The organism is Staphylococcus lugdunensis, from assembly GCF_002901705.1.
GTDB classification, from domain to species: Bacteria; Bacillota; Bacilli; order Staphylococcales; family Staphylococcaceae; genus Staphylococcus; species Staphylococcus lugdunensis.
Genome location: NZ_PPPV01000012.1, coordinates 323,419 through 345,075, shown reverse-complemented (window position 1 = coordinate 345,075; position 21,657 = coordinate 323,419). Strand labels below are relative to the sequence as shown.

The 21,657-nt window shown below is 33.0% G+C and carries 23 protein-coding genes; 2 read left to right on the top strand and 21 right to left on the bottom strand.

The genetic code is table 11. From position 1 onward, the window contains the following. Position 1: 1 nt before the first annotated feature. From CD041_RS02435 to CD041_RS02425, 3 genes are all read right to left on the bottom strand, one after another. Positions 2–1,057, bottom strand: a complete 1,056-nt coding sequence (locus tag CD041_RS02435; RefSeq protein WP_170121711.1) for a LacI family DNA-binding transcriptional regulator — start codon at positions 1,055–1,057, stop codon at positions 2–4. A 213-nt stretch (positions 1,058–1,270) separates the two neighbouring features. Then, entirely contained in the window at positions 1,271–2,677 is a 1,407-nt protein-coding gene (gene gnd / locus CD041_RS02430; RefSeq protein ID WP_070648500.1) for an NADP-dependent phosphogluconate dehydrogenase, read from the bottom strand. A 75-nt stretch (positions 2,678–2,752) separates the two neighbouring features. Next, the gene (locus tag CD041_RS02425) at positions 2,753–3,877 is read right to left on the bottom strand and encodes a M20/M25/M40 family metallo-hydrolase (RefSeq protein WP_002478148.1); all 1,125 of its coding nucleotides are present in this window, start codon (positions 3,875–3,877) and stop codon (positions 2,753–2,755) included. A gap of 155 nt (positions 3,878–4,032) precedes the next feature. Between CD041_RS02425 and prli42 the strand changes: the two genes are divergently transcribed. Beyond that, positions 4,033–4,128 (top strand): stressosome-associated protein Prli42, encoded by a 96-nt coding sequence (gene prli42, locus CD041_RS12110; RefSeq protein WP_014533303.1) that lies wholly within the window; start codon positions 4,033–4,035, stop codon positions 4,126–4,128. 51 nt (positions 4,129–4,179) lie between these two features. On the opposite strand, the gene CD041_RS02420 is transcribed toward prli42, so the two are convergent. The 18 genes from CD041_RS02420 to CD041_RS02335 all read right to left on the bottom strand — a co-directional run bounded on the left by CD041_RS02420 (position 4,180) and on the right by CD041_RS02335 (position 20,960). Next, positions 4,180–5,157 carry an aromatic acid exporter family protein gene (locus CD041_RS02420; protein WP_080606570.1) on the bottom strand — a complete coding sequence of 326 codons (978 nt, stop codon included), beginning with the start codon at positions 5,155–5,157 and terminating at the stop codon, positions 4,180–4,182. Between the two features lie 13 nt (positions 5,158–5,170). After that, the gene (gene brxB, locus CD041_RS02415; protein ID WP_070544812.1) at positions 5,171–5,608 is read right to left on the bottom strand and encodes a bacilliredoxin BrxB; all 438 of its coding nucleotides are present in this window, start codon (positions 5,606–5,608) and stop codon (positions 5,171–5,173) included. A 147-nt stretch (positions 5,609–5,755) separates the two neighbouring features. Then, a complete protein-coding gene (locus tag CD041_RS02410) occupies positions 5,756–7,009 on the bottom strand; it encodes a dihydrolipoamide acetyltransferase family protein (RefSeq protein WP_080606569.1) in 1,254 nt (417 codons plus the stop codon). Between the two features lie 13 nt (positions 7,010–7,022). Next, a complete protein-coding gene (locus tag CD041_RS02405; protein WP_002478144.1) occupies positions 7,023–8,006 on the bottom strand; it encodes an alpha-ketoacid dehydrogenase subunit beta in 984 nt (327 codons plus the stop codon). Next, complete coding sequence (locus tag CD041_RS02400; protein ID WP_002459042.1) at positions 7,999–8,997, bottom strand: thiamine pyrophosphate-dependent dehydrogenase E1 component subunit alpha; 999 nt, start codon at positions 8,995–8,997, stop codon at positions 7,999–8,001. Before CD041_RS02400 ends, CD041_RS02405 begins: the two co-directional genes overlap by 8 nt. Before the next feature lie 15 nt (positions 8,998–9,012). Continuing rightward, entirely contained in the window at positions 9,013–10,437 is a 1,425-nt protein-coding gene (gene lpdA / locus CD041_RS02395; protein WP_070648494.1) for a dihydrolipoyl dehydrogenase, read from the bottom strand. A gap of 211 nt (positions 10,438–10,648) precedes the next feature. Next, the gene (locus CD041_RS02390; protein WP_002459040.1) at positions 10,649–11,536 is read right to left on the bottom strand and encodes a phosphate acyltransferase; all 888 of its coding nucleotides are present in this window, start codon (positions 11,534–11,536) and stop codon (positions 10,649–10,651) included. A 31-nt stretch (positions 11,537–11,567) separates the two neighbouring features. Beyond that, the gene (gene recN, locus CD041_RS02385; RefSeq protein ID WP_002459039.1) at positions 11,568–13,247 is read right to left on the bottom strand and encodes a DNA repair protein RecN; all 1,680 of its coding nucleotides are present in this window, start codon (positions 13,245–13,247) and stop codon (positions 11,568–11,570) included. Between the two features lie 15 nt (positions 13,248–13,262). After that, on the bottom strand, positions 13,263–13,715 hold the full coding sequence (gene ahrC / locus CD041_RS02380) for a transcriptional regulator AhrC/ArgR (RefSeq protein ID WP_002478141.1): 453 nt from the start codon (positions 13,713–13,715) through the stop codon (positions 13,263–13,265). Between the two features lie 303 nt (positions 13,716–14,018). Further along, positions 14,019–14,900: a polyprenyl synthetase family protein gene (locus CD041_RS02375; RefSeq protein WP_070648492.1), complete on the bottom strand. Its 882-nt coding sequence runs from the start codon at positions 14,898–14,900 to the stop codon at positions 14,019–14,021. Next, entirely contained in the window at positions 14,878–15,108 is a 231-nt protein-coding gene (locus CD041_RS02370; protein ID WP_002459036.1) for an exodeoxyribonuclease VII small subunit, read from the bottom strand. The genes CD041_RS02375 and CD041_RS02370 overlap by 23 nt, the downstream gene beginning before the upstream one ends. Beyond that, positions 15,101–16,438 carry an exodeoxyribonuclease VII large subunit gene (gene xseA, locus CD041_RS02365; RefSeq protein ID WP_070648490.1) on the bottom strand — a complete coding sequence of 446 codons (1,338 nt, stop codon included), beginning with the start codon at positions 16,436–16,438 and terminating at the stop codon, positions 15,101–15,103. The genes CD041_RS02370 and xseA overlap by 8 nt, the downstream gene beginning before the upstream one ends. Positions 16,439–16,458: 20 nt before the next feature. Next, on the bottom strand, positions 16,459–16,845 hold the full coding sequence (nusB, locus tag CD041_RS02360) for a transcription antitermination factor NusB (RefSeq protein WP_002459034.1): 387 nt from the start codon (positions 16,843–16,845) through the stop codon (positions 16,459–16,461). 24 nt (positions 16,846–16,869) lie between these two features. Then, positions 16,870–17,232 carry an Asp23/Gls24 family envelope stress response protein gene (locus CD041_RS02355; protein ID WP_002459033.1) on the bottom strand — a complete coding sequence of 121 codons (363 nt, stop codon included), beginning with the start codon at positions 17,230–17,232 and terminating at the stop codon, positions 16,870–16,872. Positions 17,233–17,248: 16 nt separating this feature from the next. Beyond that, complete coding sequence (gene accC, locus CD041_RS02350; protein WP_002478138.1) at positions 17,249–18,604, bottom strand: acetyl-CoA carboxylase biotin carboxylase subunit; 1,356 nt, start codon at positions 18,602–18,604, stop codon at positions 17,249–17,251. Then, positions 18,604–19,077 carry an acetyl-CoA carboxylase biotin carboxyl carrier protein gene (accB, locus tag CD041_RS02345; protein WP_037544360.1) on the bottom strand — a complete coding sequence of 158 codons (474 nt, stop codon included), beginning with the start codon at positions 19,075–19,077 and terminating at the stop codon, positions 18,604–18,606. Before accB ends, accC begins: the two co-directional genes overlap by 1 nt. Before the next feature lie 236 nt (positions 19,078–19,313). Then, positions 19,314–19,871: an elongation factor P gene (gene efp, locus CD041_RS02340; RefSeq protein WP_002459030.1), complete on the bottom strand. Its 558-nt coding sequence runs from the start codon at positions 19,869–19,871 to the stop codon at positions 19,314–19,316. A 27-nt stretch (positions 19,872–19,898) separates the two neighbouring features. Beyond that, positions 19,899–20,960 (bottom strand): M24 family metallopeptidase, encoded by a 1,062-nt coding sequence (locus CD041_RS02335; RefSeq protein ID WP_002459029.1) that lies wholly within the window; start codon positions 20,958–20,960, stop codon positions 19,899–19,901. 103 nt (positions 20,961–21,063) lie between these two features. On the opposite strand from CD041_RS02335, the gene CD041_RS02330 reads away from it, so the two are divergent. After that, positions 21,064–21,654 carry a putative periplasmic lipoprotein gene (locus tag CD041_RS02330; protein ID WP_002478136.1) on the top strand — a complete coding sequence of 197 codons (591 nt, stop codon included), beginning with the start codon at positions 21,064–21,066 and terminating at the stop codon, positions 21,652–21,654. Positions 21,655–21,657 lie beyond the last annotated feature (3 nt).

The following is a 21,657-nucleotide window of genomic DNA, read 5'->3' as shown; positions in this document are numbered from 1 at the left end:
CCTACTCCTTTATATTTATTTGAGTTGATTGACGTTGAATGATTGATGTTGGTATATAGATGTTTTGATTTTCTACATTAGATACTTGTTGTTGTGCTAATAGATTAATGATTTGTGTTGCAGCAGTTTGTCCTAAACATTCTGTATTTATATTGATACACGTTTGTGGGGGTGAAGCACTTTCGGTTATAAATGAATAATTAAATGTTGCAGTGCCTATATCTTTTGGAATAAACACATGATTATCATATAACACGCTTAAAAGATGTAGATTAAGCATTGCATCTGAAGTGATAATAGCATGAGGTAATTGCTGTAAGCATAATAAGTATTTGACAAATTGTTGTAAATCTAGGCGCTGATTTGATATGTTGTGCACTTTGGGATATAAACTCGCATCGATCATTGCTTGTTGATAGCCAATTGTTCGATCTGCGGAAACTGCATAATTACCTTTTTCGGACAAAAATAGAATATCTTGAAAGCCTTGTAGGATTAACCAATCAGTTAGTTTATATGCTGCTTCAATATTATCATTATCAATATGGATGACATCATTTTTATTATAATTTTTACCAATAACAACAAACGGTATACCTAGATTAACTAATAATTGAAAGATAGGATCATTTTCTTTGGAATAAAGTAATATAAATCCATCCACCTTTTTGCTATCTATAAAATATTGAACCTCTTTTAACAAATCTTCTTCATTATTTGAAACTGTTGTATTGGTAGCATAATTAAATTGATTACATGTGTTACTTATGCCAGTAATCACATCATTATAGAATGGATTTTGGCGCAATAGATTTGTTTCACTTTTGAAGATAAGACCGATTGTGTTTGTTTTTTTAGTTATAAGTGTACGTGCAGCTTGATTAGGGAAGTAATTTAATTCATCCATCGCTGTTTGTACCTTTTGGATAGTGGCTAAACTAATTTTCTTGTTACCTTTAATGACTCTTGAAACAGTTGATGGTGAGACATTTGCATACCTTGCCACGTCTTTAATTGTTACCGTAAAATCACCTCTTTTATAGTAAGCGCTTTCAATAGAAATTCTATAACATTTAATAGGTAAAAGTAAAATAATTATGCAAACGTTTGCACAGAATGATAAGAAGGGAGCGGGACTACGAATTCATAATGAATTCTGTCCCGCTCCGGCAAGGTTGACTAGGAATGACAAAAGCTTAGTGTAAGCTTATTTTCAATCCAGTCAATAGTTCATAGCCAATAACATACTAATATCCTAGACTCTTAAATATTATTCTTCAACCCATTGTGTATGGAATACGCCTTCTTTGTCTTTACGTTCATAAGTATGAGCGCCAAAGTAATCGCGTTGAGCTTGGATTAAGTTAGCAGGTAAGTTCTCTGAACGATAACTATCATAGTAATTAATACTAGCTGAGAAACCTGGTGTAGGCACGCCATTACGAACACCTGTAGCTACTACATCTCTTAATGCATCTTGATATTCAGTTACAATACCTTTAAAGTAAGGGTCTAATAATAAATTTTGTAATTCTGAATTATTATCATATGCATCTTTAATTTTTTGCAAGAATTGTGCACGGATGATACAACCTTCGCGCCAAATCATAGCTAAATCGCCCAATTTAAGATTCCATTCGTTTTCTTCACTTGCTTTGCGCATTTGAGCAAAACCTTGAGCATAAGAACAAATTTTACTCATATATAAAGCTTTACGAATTTTTTCTAAGAATTCATCTTTGTCACCGTCAAATGTAGCGTTTGGTCCATTTAATAATTTGGAAGCATTGACACGTTCTTCTTTTATGGATGAAATAAAACGAGCAAATACTGATTCTGTAATAATTGTTAATGGAATACCCAATTCTAACGCGTTAATCGATGTCCATTTACCAGTTCCTTTTTGGCCAGCAGTATCAAGAATTTTTTCTACTAAAGCATCATGACTTTCGTCTAATTTTGTAAAGATATCTCCAGTGATTTCGATTAAATAGCTTTCTAATTCACCACCATTCCAATTTTTGAATGTTTTCGAAATCTCTTCATGTGACATACCTAATAGGTCTTTCATCATAGCATAACTTTCCGCGATTAATTGCATATCGGCATATTCAATACCGTTATGGACCATTTTCACGTAATGGCCTGCACCATTAGGACCAATATATTCTACACAAGAAGCACCGTCTTTAGCTTTCGCAGCTATAGCATCTAAAATATCACTTACTTTATTGTATGCTGCTTCTTGTCCACCAGGCATCAAAGAAGGACCAGTAAGAGCCCCTACTTCTCCACCAGATACACCCATGCCTATGAAATTAATGCCGCTTTGGGCTAACGCTTTATTTCGACGAATCGTATCTTGGTAATTTGTATTTCCTCCGTCAATAAGAATATCATCATCATCTAATAAAGGTAACAAACTATCTATAGTTGCATCTGTAGCAGGACCAGCTTTTACCATGAGTAAAATTTTACGAGGTTTTTCTAGGGACTTAACAAACTCCTCTAAACTATAAGTTGGATGAATATTTTTTCCTTTTGATTCTTCTACCATTTCATCCGTTTTTTGTCTAGAACGGTTAAACACAGAAACACTGTAACCGCGTGATTCTATATTCCACGCCAAGTTTTTCCCCATTACTGCCAAACCTACTACACCGATTTGTTGTGTCATATTACTTACCTCTCTTGTTCAGTTTTTCATTAGTATTGTATCATATATTATGAGTATACTTCATCTTACATAAACTTACTTAGCTACATTTTCAACGATTTTAATTAGTTGCTCAGTTAATTGACATAAAGCAGTCACTGAAATTCTTTCTGATGTAGTGTGGATGGCTTCATAACCAACGCCTAATATCACAGTAGGAATGCCTAACATATTGATAATACTTCCATCTGAACCGCCACCTGAAATTACAGTATCTCCAGATAAGCCTAATGCATGGGCACTATTTACAGCAATTTGAGTGACAAGTGCGTCGTCGGGAATTTTAAAACCAGGATAACTTTTTACTACATTTACTTCAGCAGCGCCACCCAATGCTTTAGCTGTAGATTCAAACGTTTCTTTCATATGATGTATTTGTTGTTTGATCATTGTATCGGAATGAGATCTTGCTTCTGCCTCTAAAACAACTTCGTCAGCAACAATATTTGTAGCAGCGCCACCATGAAATTTACCAATATTAGCTGTAGTCACATTATCAATTTGGCCTAATTTCATCTTACTAATTGCTTTTGCAGCAATATTTATCGCACTAACACCTTTATTAGGAGTACTTGCATGCGCTGTTTTACCTTTAATGATTGCCTCTAAAAGCATTTGAGTAGGTGCACCAGTTACGGTTGTGCCAACATCTACACTAGCATCTACAGCAAAACCATAATCAGCATCTAAAAGACTGTCATCAAGTGCTTTAGCTCCTAATAATCCTGATTCTTCCCCTACGGTAATAATGAATTGAATTTGTCCATGTAAAATATTGTGTTCTTGGATGTGCCGAATCATTTCTATAATAGCTGCTAATCCTGCTTTATCGTCAGCCCCTAAAACCGTAGTGCCATCAGAATAAATATAGCCGTCTTCTTTAATTTCAGGTTGAATATTTACACCAGGAACGACGGTATCCATATGACTCGTAAAATAAATTTTATCAACATCTCTATTCGTAATATTACTTGGTAATGTACAAATTAAATTGTTTGCACCTAAACCATCATGCTGACTGGCTTGATCTTCAATTACATTTAACCCTAATTGTTTTAATTTAGTTTTTAATATGGGTTGAATTACTGATTCATGACCCGTTTCTGAGTCGATTTGTACCAATTCTAAAAATGTATCAACTAATCGCGATTGGTTAATCACCTTGCCCACTCCTTCTTTTAAAACTTATGATTATAGTTTAACTGACTTGAGTTAACAGAGAAAATATAATGATTGCCATTTTGAAGTAAATCATATAAGGTTATTTTATATATAAATTTTATAACATTATCATACAGTGTTAAGGAGCGTTTCAATTGAATAACAAAGTTTTAAGAGTTATTATTATCGTCATGTTGGTTGCAGTTGTGGCAGCATTATTATTAACAAGTTTAGTGCCATTTATGCAATAAAATACAGGCATGTTGTAATGACATTGTGTCATGCAAGCATGCCTGTATTTATTATAATTCACTATGTAAGCGCAATGAGCCGAATTGTGATTTTATTTGTAAATAATCCTCTAATTCATTTAAAATCTGAATTAAACTTGAACGTGAATTTAATGCTTTATGTGTGGTTGGTAAAGGCAATTCATTTAATGTGAGTCTGATTTCATATAAAGAATGTAAGCGCAATACTGTATAGTCGTTGCTATTGACATTTTCACCAATTTCATACAATAAATGTGAGACTCTTTTAGCTATTGGATCGTTTATTTCAACATTTTGAAGGTGTGCGTGTATACGTTTTAATAACTCAAGTTGTTCTTGTCGCATATCAAAATAGTGATAGTATGAATTTTCATTACGTACAAAATGATTTTTTACATCTCTAAATGCGATTGACTTTCCTTTGTTAATATCTAACTGTAATTGCTTGAAATTCAATTTAATAATCTCATTTGATGATTTACATAATTGGCTAAATTTTAAAAAGACTTCTTTAAATTCTTGTTCAATTTTAGCTTTATAACGCATTAAATCTTTATCTAAACTTGGCATAATTAAATTCATAATAAAAGCAATACCAAGACCAACACATAAAAGCTGGATTTCATTGAAAATTAAATGAAGGTTAATTGCTTTAGCATTAAAGACATGAAGTAAAATAACGCAACTGGTAACGACACCTTCTTGTACTTTTAACATCACGGTAACAGGAATAAATAACATAACGATTAAACCTAGAATAACTGGTGTTTGACCTAATAAACTGAAGATAGCAGAACCAATAAATAAAACTAAGATACAGGATATAAATCGAGATACTATCGCTTGAACCGAATGCATTTTTGTATGTTTGATGCACAACACAATAAGGATAGCACTTGAAGCATAATTATCAAGTCCTAGCCATTTTGCTAGAATGACTCCGAGAGTAATACCTACAGCTGTTTTTAGTGTTCTAAATCCAATCTTATAAGGATTTAACTTTAACATGTGTAAGCACCAATTATCTTTCTTCGCAGTACTTATCGAATAACGCTTGTAATTGATTGATGACATCCATAACATCATGTCCTTCAATTTGATGACGTTCAATCATTTCAGTGATTTTACCGTTTTTAATAAGTGCAAAAGATGGACTAGATGGTGCATAGCCTTCAAAATAATCTCTTGCTTTTTGTGTTGCTTCCTTATCTTGACCAGCAAATACCGTAACAAGACGTTGAGGCAATCTATCATAGTGTAATGCGTGTGAAGCTGCTGGACGAGCTACGCCTCCTGCACAACCACATACAGAATTCACCATCACTAATGTGGTTCCTTGTTGTTGTAATACTTCATCAACCTCTTCTGCAGTTGTTAGTTGTTGATAGCCAGCTTGTTCAATTTCACTGCGGGCTTGATTAACTACATCGTTCATATATAAATCAAAATTTAAATCCATACGATTCACCTTTCATTTTAAAAAGACTTTCCTTTATTCTACTAATATTGACGGCAATCTTCAATAAGCTTGTTTACTCGAAATGATATAACACAAAAAGCATGAAAACAAAATCAAAGTTGACTACGTTTTCATGCCTGCAAAATATTAATAAATATTTGTTGTCTCTATCGTATATTGTTCAATGCGTTTTTTAACGTGTGACATAAACTTACCTGTTTGTACCCCATCAAGTATTCTATGATCAATTGAAATACATAAATTTACCATGCTTCTAACAGCTATCATATCATCAATAACTACAGGTTTTTTAATGATTGATTCAACTTGTAAAATGGCTGCTTGAGGATGATTGATAATACCCATAGAAGAAACAGAACCAAATGTACCTGTGTTATTTACAGTAAATGTACCGCCTTCCATGTCAGCTTGTGTTAATTTTTTTGTCCGTGCTTTATTTGCTAAATCATTAATTTCTCTAGCAATACCTTTAATTGATTTTTCATCCGCGTGTTTAATCACTGGGACATATAACTTATCATCATCAGCTACTGCTATAGAAATGTTTATGCCTTTATGAATGATGATGTCTTCACCGTCCCAACTACTATTAAGAATAGGATTTGCTTTTAAAGCGTCTGCCACGGCTTTTACAAAGAATGCAAAGAACGTTAAGTTATAACCCTCTTTTTCTTTAAAGTTATTTTTATAATGATTTCTTGTTTGAACTAAGTTTGAAGCATCTATTTCAACCATCATCCAACCGTGTGGTATTTCTGTTACACTAGTTACCATATTTTGCGCGATGGCTTTTCTGACACCGTTGACAGGAATACTTGATGGTTGCAATGACTCAGTCTTAGAAGTTGTATTTCTAGTTGCTGTCGTAGCTTTAGTTTGTTGCTTTTCTTGACTTGTGTTATCGCTGTGTTGTTGAATATATTTTAAAATATCTTTCTTGTTTACACGTCCCTCAAATCCTGTACCTATTACTTGTGTTAAATCTACTTGATGTTCAGCAGCTAATTTGAATACTACAGGTGAAAATCGACCGTTATTATTTTTTGCGTCTGTATCTTGTGATTTATAAGAATTTAAGGCATTTTTTGCAGACTCAGATTCAGTTACGTTATTTTGAGATTTATCATCAATATGGTTATTTGTTTCTCCATGTGTTTCAATACGACAAATAATTGAATCAACGGCAACTGTTTCACCTTTATCAACAAGTATTTCAGTAATTGTACCTGATACTGTTGAAGGGACTTCAGCAGTGACTTTATCTGTGATAACTTCACATAGTGGCTCATATTCATCTACTGAATCTCCAACTGAGACTAACCACGTTTCTATTGTACCTTCATGTACACTTTCACCTAACTTTGGCATTTTTACATCCATTTTTATACACTCCTTAAAATGACGCAAGTTCACGCATTTTCGCTTCAATTTTTTCAGGATTCATCATTACTTCGTTTTCTAAAGAAGGTGAAAATGGCATTGAAGGTACATCTGGACCAGCTAATCTCATGATAGGTGCATCTAAATCAAAGAGACAGTTTTCAGCTATAATTGCTGCGACCTCTGACATAACACTTCCTTCTAAATTATCCTCTGTGACCAACAAGATTTTGCCATTTTGTTTTGCATGTTGAATGATTGTTTCCTTATCTAATGGATATATGGTTCTTAAATCGACAACTTCAACACTAATGCCATCTGCTGCTAATATATCAGCTGCTTGCAGACAATAATTAACACATAATCCGTATGTAAATACAGTTATATCTTGTCCTTCTCTTTTTACATCTGCTTTTCCAAGTGGCACGGTATAATAGCCTTCAGGAACTTCTTCTTTTAAAAAACGATAAGCTTTTTTATGTTCGAAGAATAATACTGGGTCATTAGATGCAATGGATGATAATAATAATCCTTTAGCATCATAAGGGGATGATGGTATAACAACTGTTAATCCAGGCGTTGAAGCAAAAATACTTTCGATGCTTTGCGAGTGATACAAACCACCATGAACACCTCCACCAAAAGGTGCGCGAATTGTGATAGGACAATTCCAATCATTATTGGATCGATAGCGCATTTTTGCTGCTTCACTAATAATTTGATTTGTAGCTGGTAAAATAAAGTCTGCAAATTGAATTTCAGCAATTGGTCGTTTACCTAAAGCTGAAGCACCAATCGCAGTACCTACTATATTTGATTCGGCTAAAGGTGTATCAATTACACGTTCAACACCATATTTTTCTTGTAAGCCTTTTGTTGCACCGAAGACACCACCCTTAACACCTACATCTTCACCAAGAATAAAGACATTTTCATCCTTTTCCATAGCGATATCTTGAGCTTGTAGAATAGCATCTAAATAAGATAATTTAGCCATTTTGACTACTCCCTTCTTCATATACATGTGTGTAAGCTTCTTCTACATTAGGGTAGTCTGCAGCTTCGGCATCTTTAGTTGCTTGATTGATGATATGTTTATGTTCATTTTCTATTTTATCTAACCATGTTTGATCAATAATGCCAGTGTCCAGTAAGTAAGATTTAAATTTGACATTACAGTCATTTGCTTTTAATCCCTCTTTAATACTTTTACTGCGATACTGATCGTCATCGTCAGAAGAATGCGGTGTCATTCGAGCTGTAACGGCTTCTATTAACGTTGGGCCATCACCATTTAATGCACGTATTCTAGCTTCTTTCATGGCAGCATAAACAGCAATTGGATCGTTACCATCAACTGTAATCCCTTTTATACCATAGCCTATTGCCCTATCTGATAATTTTTCGGCAGCGTATTGTAATGAATCAGGCACTGAAATTGCATATTTGTTATTGATAATAACACACACTAAAGGCAACTTATGCACACCAGCAAAGTTTAGACCTTCATGGAAGTCACCTTGATTAGTACTTCCTTCACCGATAGTTGCCACAGCTATATTTTCTTTTTTATCCATCTTCAGTGCTAGCGCTGCACCAGCTGTATGTGGAATTTGAGTCCCTACAGGAGAACTTTGGGAAAGCATACCTTTTGCTTTATAGCCATAGTGGGCAGGCATTTGTTTCCCTCCAGAGTTAACATCATCTTTTTTACCAAATGAATTTAACATAATTTGATAAGGGCTCATACCCATATACGTTACAAAAGCTAAATCTCGATAATAAGGTGAGGAAATATCTCCTTCTTTAAGTGCGTAAGCCATACCAATTTGAGTCGCTTCTTGCCCTTGACCACTGACAACAAAAGGTATTTTACCAGCTCGATTTAATAACCATAAGCGCTCATCTACTTTTCTTCCTAAATCCATTCCTTTGAAAATGGCTTTTAAATCATCTTCGGTTAATCCGACAGATTGATAATCTTTCATTGTATTTCCTCCTAATTAAACGTGAATAGCTCTATTCTCTATTTTCAATCCTGCTTCCATCAATATTTCTGACATGGATGGATGTGCATGTGTTGTTAATCCTAATTCTAACGCAGAACCATTCATAAATTGTAATAATGCAGCCTCATTAATTAGTTCGGTAACATGTGTTCCAAACATTTGTATACCAATGATTTCCTTATCATCTGCACGAACTATAACGTCGATAAATCCAGCTTGATTGTCCGCTGACACTATCATTGCTTTACCATTTGCACGAAGTGGTAATGTATAGCGTTCGAATTCAATATCTTGTACTGTTGCATCATTATCATTCATTCCTATAGAAGCGATTTCTGGGTATGTATATACACATTTAGGCATTAATTGATAATCTATAGGAATAGGATTATGTTCAAACATATGTTCTACGGCAACGATACCTTCTTTCGAGCCAACATGTGCGAGTTGTAATTTACCTATACAATCTCCGGCTGCATATATATGTTGTTCTTCAGTTTGTTGAAATTTATTGATATTTATATAACCTGCATCATTACAAGTGATCTTAGTGTTGTTTAACCCAATATCTAAAGTGTTAGGTTTACGACCAACTGCAACTAACACTTTATCAACATTAATTATTTGGTTATCCTTCAATGTAAAATCGATTTTTTCTGTTGTAATATTAACTGTATCTTTAGTTAATTCTACATTTAAATGAAAATGTACACCACGTTGTTCTAATGCTTTTTGAATGGCTTGAGAAATACGCTCACTCTCAGTAGGCAGTACGCGAGATGATGATTCAATTACATGTACATGAACACCTAAATCAATCATAAGTGAAGCAAATTCTAAACCAATGACACCAGCACCAATAATGGCTATGCTGTGAGGTAATGTATCTAGATTCAATACATCATCACTCGATAATACAGTGTGATGATCAAAAGGTAAAAATGGTAATTCTGTTGGTCTAGAGCCAGTTGCGATAAGTACAAATTGATTTGTCAGTAATTCTGATTGCCCATCAGTATATTCTACGGAAATCGTTCCACTTTGAGGTGAGAATATTGAACTCCCTAAAATTCGGCCAGTTCCATTAAAAATATCAATATGATTTTGTTTCATTAAATGCTGAACACCTTGGAACATTTGATTAACTATTTGCGTCTTCCGTTGCATAATTTTGTTGAAATCAATGGAAAAATCATTAATTTTTATGCCATATTCACTACTTTGTGTAACTGTATGTATAACTTCGGCAGATTTCAATAAAGATTTGGTTGGTATGCATCCTTTATGCAGACAAGTACCACCAAGCAATTGTCGTTCAACAATTGCTACTTTTTTACCAAGTTGTGATGCCCTAATTGCGGCAACATAACCTGCAGTTCCACCGCCTAACACGACTAAATCATATTGGTTTTTTGACATTGATAAAACTCCCGTCTTTACAACTTCATTTTTAACTACGCATTTATGAAGTTCAATGACTTTTAAATATAGTTATATATTAATTTCACTAAATCATTTTACAACATGTAATTTAACAAAATGAAGAATTATTCTTTATTTTGATATTTATTTACTCTTAAAGCTATAAAACTCAAAAATTATTTGCGTACTGTATAGTTTATGTTTTTGTTTAACTTAAACTTATAGCTAAATGAATTGAATCGATAATTGTTTGTAATTGATCAGATCTTGATGTATAGGAAATTGGTATTGCTGCTCCAAGTAGAATACTCGCTACTTGAGCATGACCTATCAATGTGAATGATTTATAAATGGCATTACCAACATCTATATCAGGAACAAGTAATGCATCAACTTCACCAGCTACCTCAGACATTTCATTTTTTTGAATAGCAATATTTTTGTCAATAGCATTATCCAAAGTGATTGGACCATCTACGGTAATAAAGCGTTCGTTCATTTTAGCAAAGTGCTCTTTTAATTTTGCGGCATCAATCGAAGACGAGATTTTCACAAAAGGTTGGTTAACCGATGATAAAATGCCAATATTAAAATGATCATACTCCATTGATTGCGCAAAACGTTTCAAATTAAAAATTGTGTTTATTTTTGTTTTATATTCCGGAAAACGTTGATATACGACATCACTTAAAACTAACGTCTTATAATATTGTGGTAAATCAAAACAAGCAATGTGATTAAATGATTGAGAAGCATTGCCAAATGCTTGTGTTAAAAACTTTTTAAAACGGGTTGTAGATATATTGCCTTTAACCAAAATGCTTGTTGAATCTTTTTCCAAATCTTGGCTACAAGAATAAAATAAATCTCGCAAATTATCATTTAATTTAAAGTGAATACGTCTTAATAATTGAATATCTAAATCATAAGAACGTATTAACTCGGAAGCATCCTCAATATCATATATATAAATATGTGCGTGTGTCGTTTTTAAAAGATTAATAATTGCAGCAATATATTTTTCTTCATTTGCAAATAAAATTCTTATATTTCCAGTAAAATTTTCTTTTTTCTGAATCAATTGTTTATAATGCATACGACTCAGCTCCACATCATTATTATTATGTTTAAGTTTGACGTTGATTTTGTGATATCATTTCTTTTGCATTTTCACGTGTTAAATCAGTAACATGTGCACCCGAGATCATGCGCGCGACCTCATTAATACGTTCTTCATTTTTTAACTCTTTCACATGTGTTGTTGTGCGACTATCATCCGAGGCTTTACTTATTAATAGATGGTGATCACTCATAGAAGCTACTTGTGGCAAATGCGAAATACATATAACTTGTATATAAGAAGCGATATCTTGCATTTTTTCTGCCATTTTTTGAGCAGCTTGTCCTGAAACACCTGAATCTACTTCGTCAAACAAAATAGCTGTTTGACCTCTTGATTTAACAAAAATACTTTTTAGTGCAAGCATGATACGTGATAATTCACCGCCTGAAGCAACTTTATTTAAGCTTTTTAATGGTTCTCCTTTATTAGGACTTATTAAGAACTCTACAAACTCAATACCGTCTTGATTCGGTTCTTCAAGTGGTTGAAAGGCAATTTCTAAATTTGCATCTTTCATTTGTAAATTGCGAATTTCCGCAACAATATGATCTCTTAATTCAAGAGCAACATTTCGTCGTTCCTTAGATAACTGTTGTCCTTTATCATAAACCCTATCTTTAAGTATGTTAATCTCTTCTTTTAGTTGTGCCGTACTTTCTTCGTAGTTTTCAATTTTTGAAATTTCATGTTCGAGCTTACTTTGATAAGTGATCAAACTAGGAATATCCTTGCCATACTTTCGTTTTAAATTATTTAATAAATTCATTCTAGATTCTGCTTCATTTAATACTTGCTCATCAAATTCTGTATTAGTCATGTCATCATATAGCTCGTGTTTAGCATCTTCTAAAGTATAGTAGAATTGATCTACTTCCTCTTTAAGTTTTTGGTATTTATTTGGCAAAATGTCATTAATAACTTGTAATTGATTGCTAAACTCATATAAACGATCGGTTATGGCATTGTCATCTGTTAATGTCATATGAGCGTTATTTAGTGCAATGCTTAACTTTTCAGAATTTTGAATACGATTAATGTCACTTTCTAGTTGTTCTTCTTCATCTTCTTTTAATTGAGCTTCTTGTAATTCTTCATACTGAAACTTCATTAAGTCTAAACGTTGCAGTAGTGCTTGATCAGCAGATTCAAGCTCTTCAAGTTCTTTTTGTTTCTGTTTATAAGAACGAAATATGTCTTGATACTGCTCTTTTAACTTTAAGTATTTATCTTCGGCATAATCATCAAGTAATTTTAAATGATATTTTTGCTTTAATAAGGATTGCGTTTCATGTTGACCATGTATATCTAATAATTCTTGCATAACTTTACGTAAATCTTGAAGGGTAACGGTTTGATTATTTAAGCGACAGATACTTTTACCAGAGCTAAATATTTCACGTTTCACTAACAAAAAATCTTCATCGATATCTATGCCAAGTTCGGAAAGTATCGAAATGGCTTCAATGCTATTATCTATGTCGAAGATACCTTCAATAATGGCTTTCTTTTCGCCATGACGCACAAAGTCGGATGACGCTCTCATACCAATTAATTGTCCTATGGCATCAATAATAATAGATTTTCCAGCACCTGTTTCACCACTCAAAACAGTTAGTCCATCAGAAAATTGAATTTCTAATTCGTCAATGATGGCAAATTGTTTGATTGATAAATTCTGTAGCATACATTCATCGCATCCTTATAATAAGTTAAAAATTCGAGATTTAATCTCATTACTAGCATTTTCATCTCTACAAATGAGTAAACATGTGTCATCACCACAAATTGTTCCTAGCACTTCTGGCCAATCAATTTGATCCAGAATGGCACCAATCGATTGTGCATTGCCTGGTAATGTTTTTAAAACTAAAAGATTACCAGTACCTTCTATATTTACAAATGAGTCCATAAGATATCTTCCCAATTTTTCAAGCGGATGATATCTTCTATCGTTAGGCAAGCTATAAACATAATGACCTGATGGTGCTGGAACTTTAATAAGTTGTAATTCTTTAATATCTCTTGAGACAGTAGCTTGTGTTACATTGAGTTCATATTCATTCAAACGTTTAACTAATTCATCTTGAGTTTCTATTTGTTCGTTTGAAATAATTTCTCTTATTTTTATATGTCTTACAGATTTTTTAGCCAATATGAACACCTCTATTTACGAATATTTATACATTTATCTTATCACAATGCTAAAAGAACTACTACTAATGCTATTATGAATAGATATTTGAATTTGAACATAAAATAGTGTGAGTGTGTTGTGTACAAATGATTGACGAGAGATGTTTGATTCAAAATAATACGCTATTAACTAGAATATTTAGGTTGTGGCTAGAAAACCATTTATACATTTTGCAATTGTTTTGAATATTTATAAGTTGACTAGTTTCGTACAGAAAAACAACAAAAGGATACCCCTTTTGTTGTTATGTTATAATTGATTTTAATGATCACGTGTATAAAATAATTCAACGATATCTTTTAGCTGACTTATATCATAATCCTCTTTAAGTTGCTCAAGTTCATTTAGGGCAGCATTTTTATGCATTGTTAATTTTTCTTCGGCATCATCTTTTCCTAATAATGAGACATACGTACTTTTATGATTATCTATGTCGCTGCCAATTTTTTTACCTAATTTTGATTCTTCTCCATAAACATCAAGTAAATCATCTTTGATTTGAAACATTAATCCTAAATGTTGGCTAAATAAATTAAGATGCTCTGCAACATGCTCATTGACTTGAGCAATATCAGTTGCAGCCATGACAGCAAAGGTAAGTAACGCACCAGTCTTAGCTCTATGAATTTGTTCTAATGTTGAAATATCCACTGCCTGAGTCTCACTTTGCATATCAAGTGCTTGTCCACCGACCATGCCTAGATGACCACTTGCAAAAGCTAAACGTTGTATTAATTTAACTTTAATATCGTTATCAAGTTGAGTATCATTTGAAATGACATCAAAAGCTTTAGTTAATAGTGCATCACCTGCTAAAACTGCTTTCCATTCGCCAAATACTTTATGGTTAGTTAACTTACCACGACGATAATCATCATCATCCATAGCAGGTAAATCATCATGTATAAGCGAGTACGTATGTATCATTTCTAAAGCAGCTGCTGTAGCTAATCCTAATTGATAATCTTTGTTCAACATATCCAATGTAAGAAGAAGTAATAGCGGGCGAACGCGTTTACCCCCTGCATTAATTGAATATTGCATGCTTTCCTCAAGGTTTGTACCGAGCTTTGACTGAGGAATAAGATCGTCTAATACTTGGTTGACTTGTGAAATTAAGTCATTCTTCGATAGGTTCGTCATCATGATCTTCCTTTGATTCGTCTTTCATTAAATCATTCACTTTTTGCTCGGCTTCTTTTAAGGTAGTATCACAAGCAGCTGATAATGTCATGCCACGTTGATATAGGGCTAAAGATTCTTCTAACGACACCGTTTCATTATCTAATTTTGTAACGATATTTTCTAGTTCTTCCATCATTTGTTCAAAACTTTGCTGATCTTTACTCATTGTCACACCTTACTTTCTTAATAGTAGCTTCTACTTGACCATCTTTCATATTTAAAGTGATATCATCATTAACCGTTAAATCATGTGTGCTTGTCACAACTTGATTATCTTTGTGAATAATTGAATAACCTCGTAACATTGTATTGGTTGGGCTTAAATGATTAAGTTGTTCAACTTGATTATGCAATAATGTGTTAAATTGTTTTAACTGGTGTTGTATTATTTTTGTTAAATTGGTTTCAAGCTGATTCGTTTGTCGTTGTTCAGTTAATATATGCTGTTTGAAATTTTTGATGTTAAATCGTTGCTGTATTATTTGTAAATTTTGCTTTTGCTCTTTAAGCTTTGTAATTATTTTTAAATTTAACTGTTTTTCTAAATCATCACGTCGTTGTATCTGTTGATCGTACAATAATGAAGGTTGCTTAAATTTATAATATGATGAGATATGTTGTAATTGTTTGCGATGCTGTTCAATACGTTGTTTTATATATCGAGTTAATGTAAATTGTTGCTGTTTAATTTGTTGCATAAGATCATATTGATCTGGTGTTGCTATAACAGCAGCTTGTGTTGGTGTGGCTGCACGGATATCAGCAGCAAAATCACTTAAAGTAAAATCTGTTTCATGGCCAACTGCCGAAATAATAGGAGTTTGGCAATTATAAATTGCTCGAACAACTTCTTCTTCATTAAAGTTCCATAAGTCTTCAATAGATCCACCACCACGTCCAACGATAATTGTGTCAACATTTAAACTATCAGCATATCGAATTTTTTCAATGATATCTTGCTTTGCTTGTGTTCCCTGAACAAGTGTACTAATGGGAATCTTTTCGACTAATGGATATCGACTTTCTATTGTTGTTTGAATATCACGAATAGCTGCACCAGTGCTTGCGGTTAGAATGGCAATTTTTTTAGGATATTTTGGAATTGATTTTTTATATTGTTGGTCGAAAAGGCCTTCTTTAGTTAATTTCTTTTTCAATTCTTCAAGGCGTTGGTATAAATTACCTATACCATCTAATTGCATTTTATTGACATAGATTTGATAGTTGCCACGGCGTTCGTATACTGAGACGCGTGCCTCAATGAGCACCTCGTCTCCTTCTTTAGGATCGAAATTAATTTTCGCTGCGTTACCTTTAAACATCATTGCGCTAATAACACTATTTTGATCTTTAACATTGAAATAGAGATGGCCACTTGAATGACGTTTAAAATTTGATAATTCACCTTTAATTAATACAGATTGCAAATGTGGATCTTGATCAAACTTATATTTGATGTATTTAGTTAATGTACTGACACTTAAATATTCTGTCATAAATTATCACTCAATTACTGTTAATTTATATTGCTTAAAACACCATTGATAAATTTATAATGATCATCATCACTGAATTGCTTTGTAAGTTCCACCGCCTCATTTATGATCACTTTTGGTGGCGTATCACTATGCAGTAATTCAAATGTTGCCATTCTTAAAATAATACGATCCGTTTTTAATAAACGATTTAATGACCAATCTTTTAAATGAGGTTCAATTGCTTTATCCAATATTGGCTCATGGTCTTTCACACCAGTAACCAACCAATGGATAAAGGTGAAATCTAAGTCAGGATGATCATCTTTAATAAAATTTATCGCTTCACTAATGCTTAAATCACTATCTTTCATTTCGAGCTGGAATAGTGTTTGAAATGCTTGAGTTCTTGATTCTTTTCGACTCATAAATAACTCCTTCTATTGTGTGTCTTATTTCTCAACTGTAATATGTGTGATGTGCACATTAATTTGATTTAATTCAATTGCCGTCATTGTTTTTATAGAATTAAAGATAGCGGATTGAATGTTACTTGCCGCTTTGGAAATTTTAGTGCCATGTTTTAAAGAACAGTAAACATCAATGTTAATGCCTTCCTCTTTAGCATCTATTTTTAATAGTTTATTAAAGTTTTTATGGTTAATTTTTTCTAAGTTTGTATTTTTTAAGTCAGCAAAATGTCCTGATATACCTTCTACTTCAGACGTCGCTATAATGGCAATCACGGATAAAACTTCTGGTGCGATTTCAACTTTACCTAAATTTTTATTTGTATAATCTGCAACATTTACCATAAATCGTACCTCCTAATTAATTTTCATCAGACATGACATTGTTCTGTTCTAAGAATTTAGTATTAAATAAACCACTTTGGAAAATATCATTCGTTAATAATTTTAAATGGAATGGAATAGTAGTATCAATACCTAATACTAAATATTCACTTAAAGCTCGAATTCCTGTATTAATGGCTTCACGTCTTGTTGGTTCATGAACGATAAGCTTTGCAACCATAGAATCATAAAATGGTGGTATAGTATAGTTTGTATAGCATGCTGATTCAACTCTCACTCCAAAGCCACCTGGAGCTAAGTATTGTGTAATCTTTCCAGGTGATGGCATAAAATCTTTATATGGATTTTCAGCATTAATACGAAATTCAATGGCATGCCCATTAATTTTTATATCACTTTGTGTAAATGGTAATGCTTCACCCATGGCCACTTTTAATTGAAGTTTGACTAAGTCAATGCCTGTTACCATTTCAGTGACAGGATGTTCAACTTGAATTCTTGTGTTCATTTCCATGAAATAAAATTGATCATCATCTAAATCATAAATAAATTCTACCGTTCCTGCATTTTCATAGTTAACTGCTTGTGCTGCTCTCACTGCAGCAGCACCCATTTCCTCTCTTTTAGCTTCAGTTAGAATAGGTGATGGGGATTCTTCAACTAACTTTTGCATGCGTCGTTGGATTGTGCAATCGCGTTCTCCAAGATGAACTACATGTCCAAATTGATCACCAATAATCTGAATTTCTATATGTCGGAAATTCTCTATGAATTTTTCAAGATATAATCCTCCATTACCAAATGCAGTCTCTGCTTCTTGTTGAGTCATCTTATATCCTTTTTCTAATTCTTGATCATTACGTGCGACACGAATGCCTTTTCCGCCGCCACCTGCAGTCGCTTTAATTATTACTGGATAACCAATATGATTAGCAATTTGTTTAGCATCATCAATCGACTGTAATAATCCTTCGCTACCTGGTACTACAGGTACATTTGCTGCAATCATTTCCGCTTTTGCTACATCTTTAATCCCCATTTTTTGGATAGATTCAAAGCTAGGTCCAATAAATTTTAATTGACAGGCTTCGCATAACTCAGCAAAGTCTCCATTTTCAGCTAAAAATCCATAACCTGGATGTACGCCATCACAGCCTGTTGACGTAGCAATTGATAAGATATTTGGAATATTTAAATAAGAATCTTTTGACTGAGTAGGACCAACGCAATATGCTTCATCAGCAATTTGAGTATGTAATGCGTCTTTGTCCCCTTCAGAATAGATTGCAACTGTTTGGATACCTAAATCATGGCATGCACGTATGATGCGTACGGCGATTTCACCACGATTTGCAATTAATACTTTTTTCATCATTTCACCTTAAATAACGGTTGGCCATACTCTACCATTTGTCCGTCTTCTACTAATATTTCTACGATTTCACCTGTAATCTCAGCTTGAATTTCATTGAATAATTTCATAGCTTCTAATATACAAACGGTTGAATCATTTGTAACTTTATCTCCGACTTGAACATAAGCTTCTTCTTCTGGAGATGGTGACTTATAAAATGTGCCAACCATTGGTGCATTTATTGTATTATAGTTTTCATCTGAATGTGGTTTTTCAGCAGTAGCAGCATCGTTTTGACTAACAGGTGAGGCTGAGTTTGATTCACTTGATTGATAAACAGGTGCAGCTTGAGTTGAATATTGTGGTGTAATGATTTCAGTTTCTTTTTCTTTTTTTAGACTAACTATATTATCTTTTTCTTGAATGTTGATTTCAGTTAAGTTTGATTGATCAAGAATTTCAATTAATTCTTTGATTTCTTTAAAATTCATATGAATGACTCCTTAAGATTGTTTTCCTTTACTCGTATATTTTACTGGACTGCTAGAGTCAATTCAAGCAAGGGATGTTTATTACTATGAAAATCAAAATAAAAGTGAGCTAAGACAGTTTATGTTTGCCTCAGCTCAACTCATAATGATAATAGATGGCGTGCTAAAATAGCATTATTAATATGCACAAATAATGGTCTATATCGTGTGCTTAATTCAATGTTGTATTACAAGGACTATCCTCTTGAAATGTAGCTACCATCACCAGTATTAATAATTAAAGTATCCCCTTCATTGACAAATAATGGGACGTTTAAAGTATATCCTGTTTCAACTGTGGCAGATTTAGTAGCACCAGTTGCAGTATCCCCTTTAATACCTGGTTCGGTTTCAGTTACTACTAACTCAACTGTTTTAGGTAATTCAACTCCAATTGTTTCGCCTTCATAAGATTGAATTTGAACTTCCATGTTTGCTTTTAAGTAATTTAATTCATCTTTTAAATAATCTCCAGATAATTCAGTTTGATCAAATGTTTCATTGTCCATAAATACATGGTTATCTCCGTCAGCATATAGATATTGCATACGACGATTTTCAATCATAGCTTGTTCGACTTTTTCACCAGCGCGGAAAGTTTTTTCTTGAATAGCACCTGTTCTTAAGTTACGTAATTTCGAACGAACAAAGGCAGAACCTTTACCTGGTTTTACATGTTGGAAGTCGATAACTTTCCAAATAGCATTATCTACAGAAATTGTTAAACCTGTTTTAAAATCATTAACCGAAATCATTCAGTTTCCTCCTCAATTATACGCTTTCTATAAAATAATAAGGTCTTTCGTACATTTAGTAAAGACTTCGCAGCCATTTTCTGTAATTAAAATGTCGTCTTCTATTCGAACACCACCAAGACCTTCAACATAAATACCTGGTTCAATGGTAACACAATTATTAACTTTTAATGTATTATTCGTGTTTTTTGATAACAAAGGCCCTTCATGAATGTCTAATCCGATACCATGCCCTAAAGAGTGACCAAACGCGTCCCCATAGCCATGCTTGTCAATATAATCTCTTGCCAAAGCATCAGCTTGTTGTGTGGTCATACCTGCTTTAATTTGATTGATTGCTAATTGCTGTGACTCTAATACAATATTGTATATTTCTTCCAATTGAGCTTTAGGTTTTCCTATGCCGAATGTACGTGTTATATCAGAACAATAACCATGATAATATGCTCCGAAATCTAAAGTAATCATATCCCCTTGCTCAATGATTTTATCACTAGCCACACCATGTGGTAATGCACCACGATAGCCCGATGCAACAATCGTATCAAATGATGGTCCATCTGCACCAAGATGTAGCATTTTACTTTCTAATAAAGCTTTTATTTCTTTTTCAGTCATGCCTGCTTTAGCGACGGTTAAAATATAATTATATGTATCGTCAACGATATGTGCTGCTTCTTTAATGAGGTCGATTTCAGCGGATGATTTTATTTCACGAATCGTTTCGATTTCATTTGCAATTGAACTAAAAGTAATCGTATTATCTTGTAATGATTTATAGGTATCGTAACTTACTAAATGCCCCTCGAAACCAATTGTGGAGAAGCCCTTATCTAGTAGCACTTGTTTTACTTCTGTGATAAGATCATGCGTACGATTTATAATTTCAAAATCAGTTGCCTGTTCTGTAGCTTGTTTAATATATCTAAAATCTGTGATTAATATATTTTGTTGCTGACTAATAATTAAAGCGCCGCTTGTGCCAGTAAACCCAGATAAATATCTGCGGTTAAAATCGGATAATATCACAATGGCATCTAACTTTTTAGCATCTAATATCTGTTGGCGTACTTGGGATAATTTACTCATAATTAATCCTCCTTAGTTAACATTTGTAGTATTTTTATCTATACTTTAAAATGATAGCATAATAATTGGAGAAATAAAGTGATATTCAAACAGGGAGATACGTATGAAAAAAATAGTTTTGGCAATCGGTGCGTCGTTACTCTTAGCGGGTTGTGGATCTCAAAATTTAGGACCACTTGAAGATAAAACGACACAGTTAAGAGATGATAATCATCAGCTTAAATTAAAAATTCAAGAATTAAACAGTGAAGTTACATCAGAAAAAGAAAAAGTTAAAGCTTTAGAAAAAGATAAAAATAATAAAAAACAAGCAGCATCAAATAACCAAGAAGCTAAATTTCTTAAAGCTTCTGCTGAATATTATCAACAAATTACTAAGGCTATAGATATGTATAATAAACTTGATTTGACTAAAACTTCATCTAAGGTTAAAAAAGAGAACTTAGACAAATTAGATGAAATCGATAATAAACTTTCTGAAGCCTATTCAAATTATCAATCTTCTGTGAATGAGCATGATTTAAATAGTGATAATAAGAAAAAACATAAAGTTATCAAATCATTAAATAAAGATTTAACATCAGCTTTAGATGATATCAAATCTGGATATCAGTCAAAGGATACTAAGAAATTAAAAAAAGGACAATCAGAACTTGGACAAGTTAATTTAAGTGACAATCAAACAACAAAATAAGCA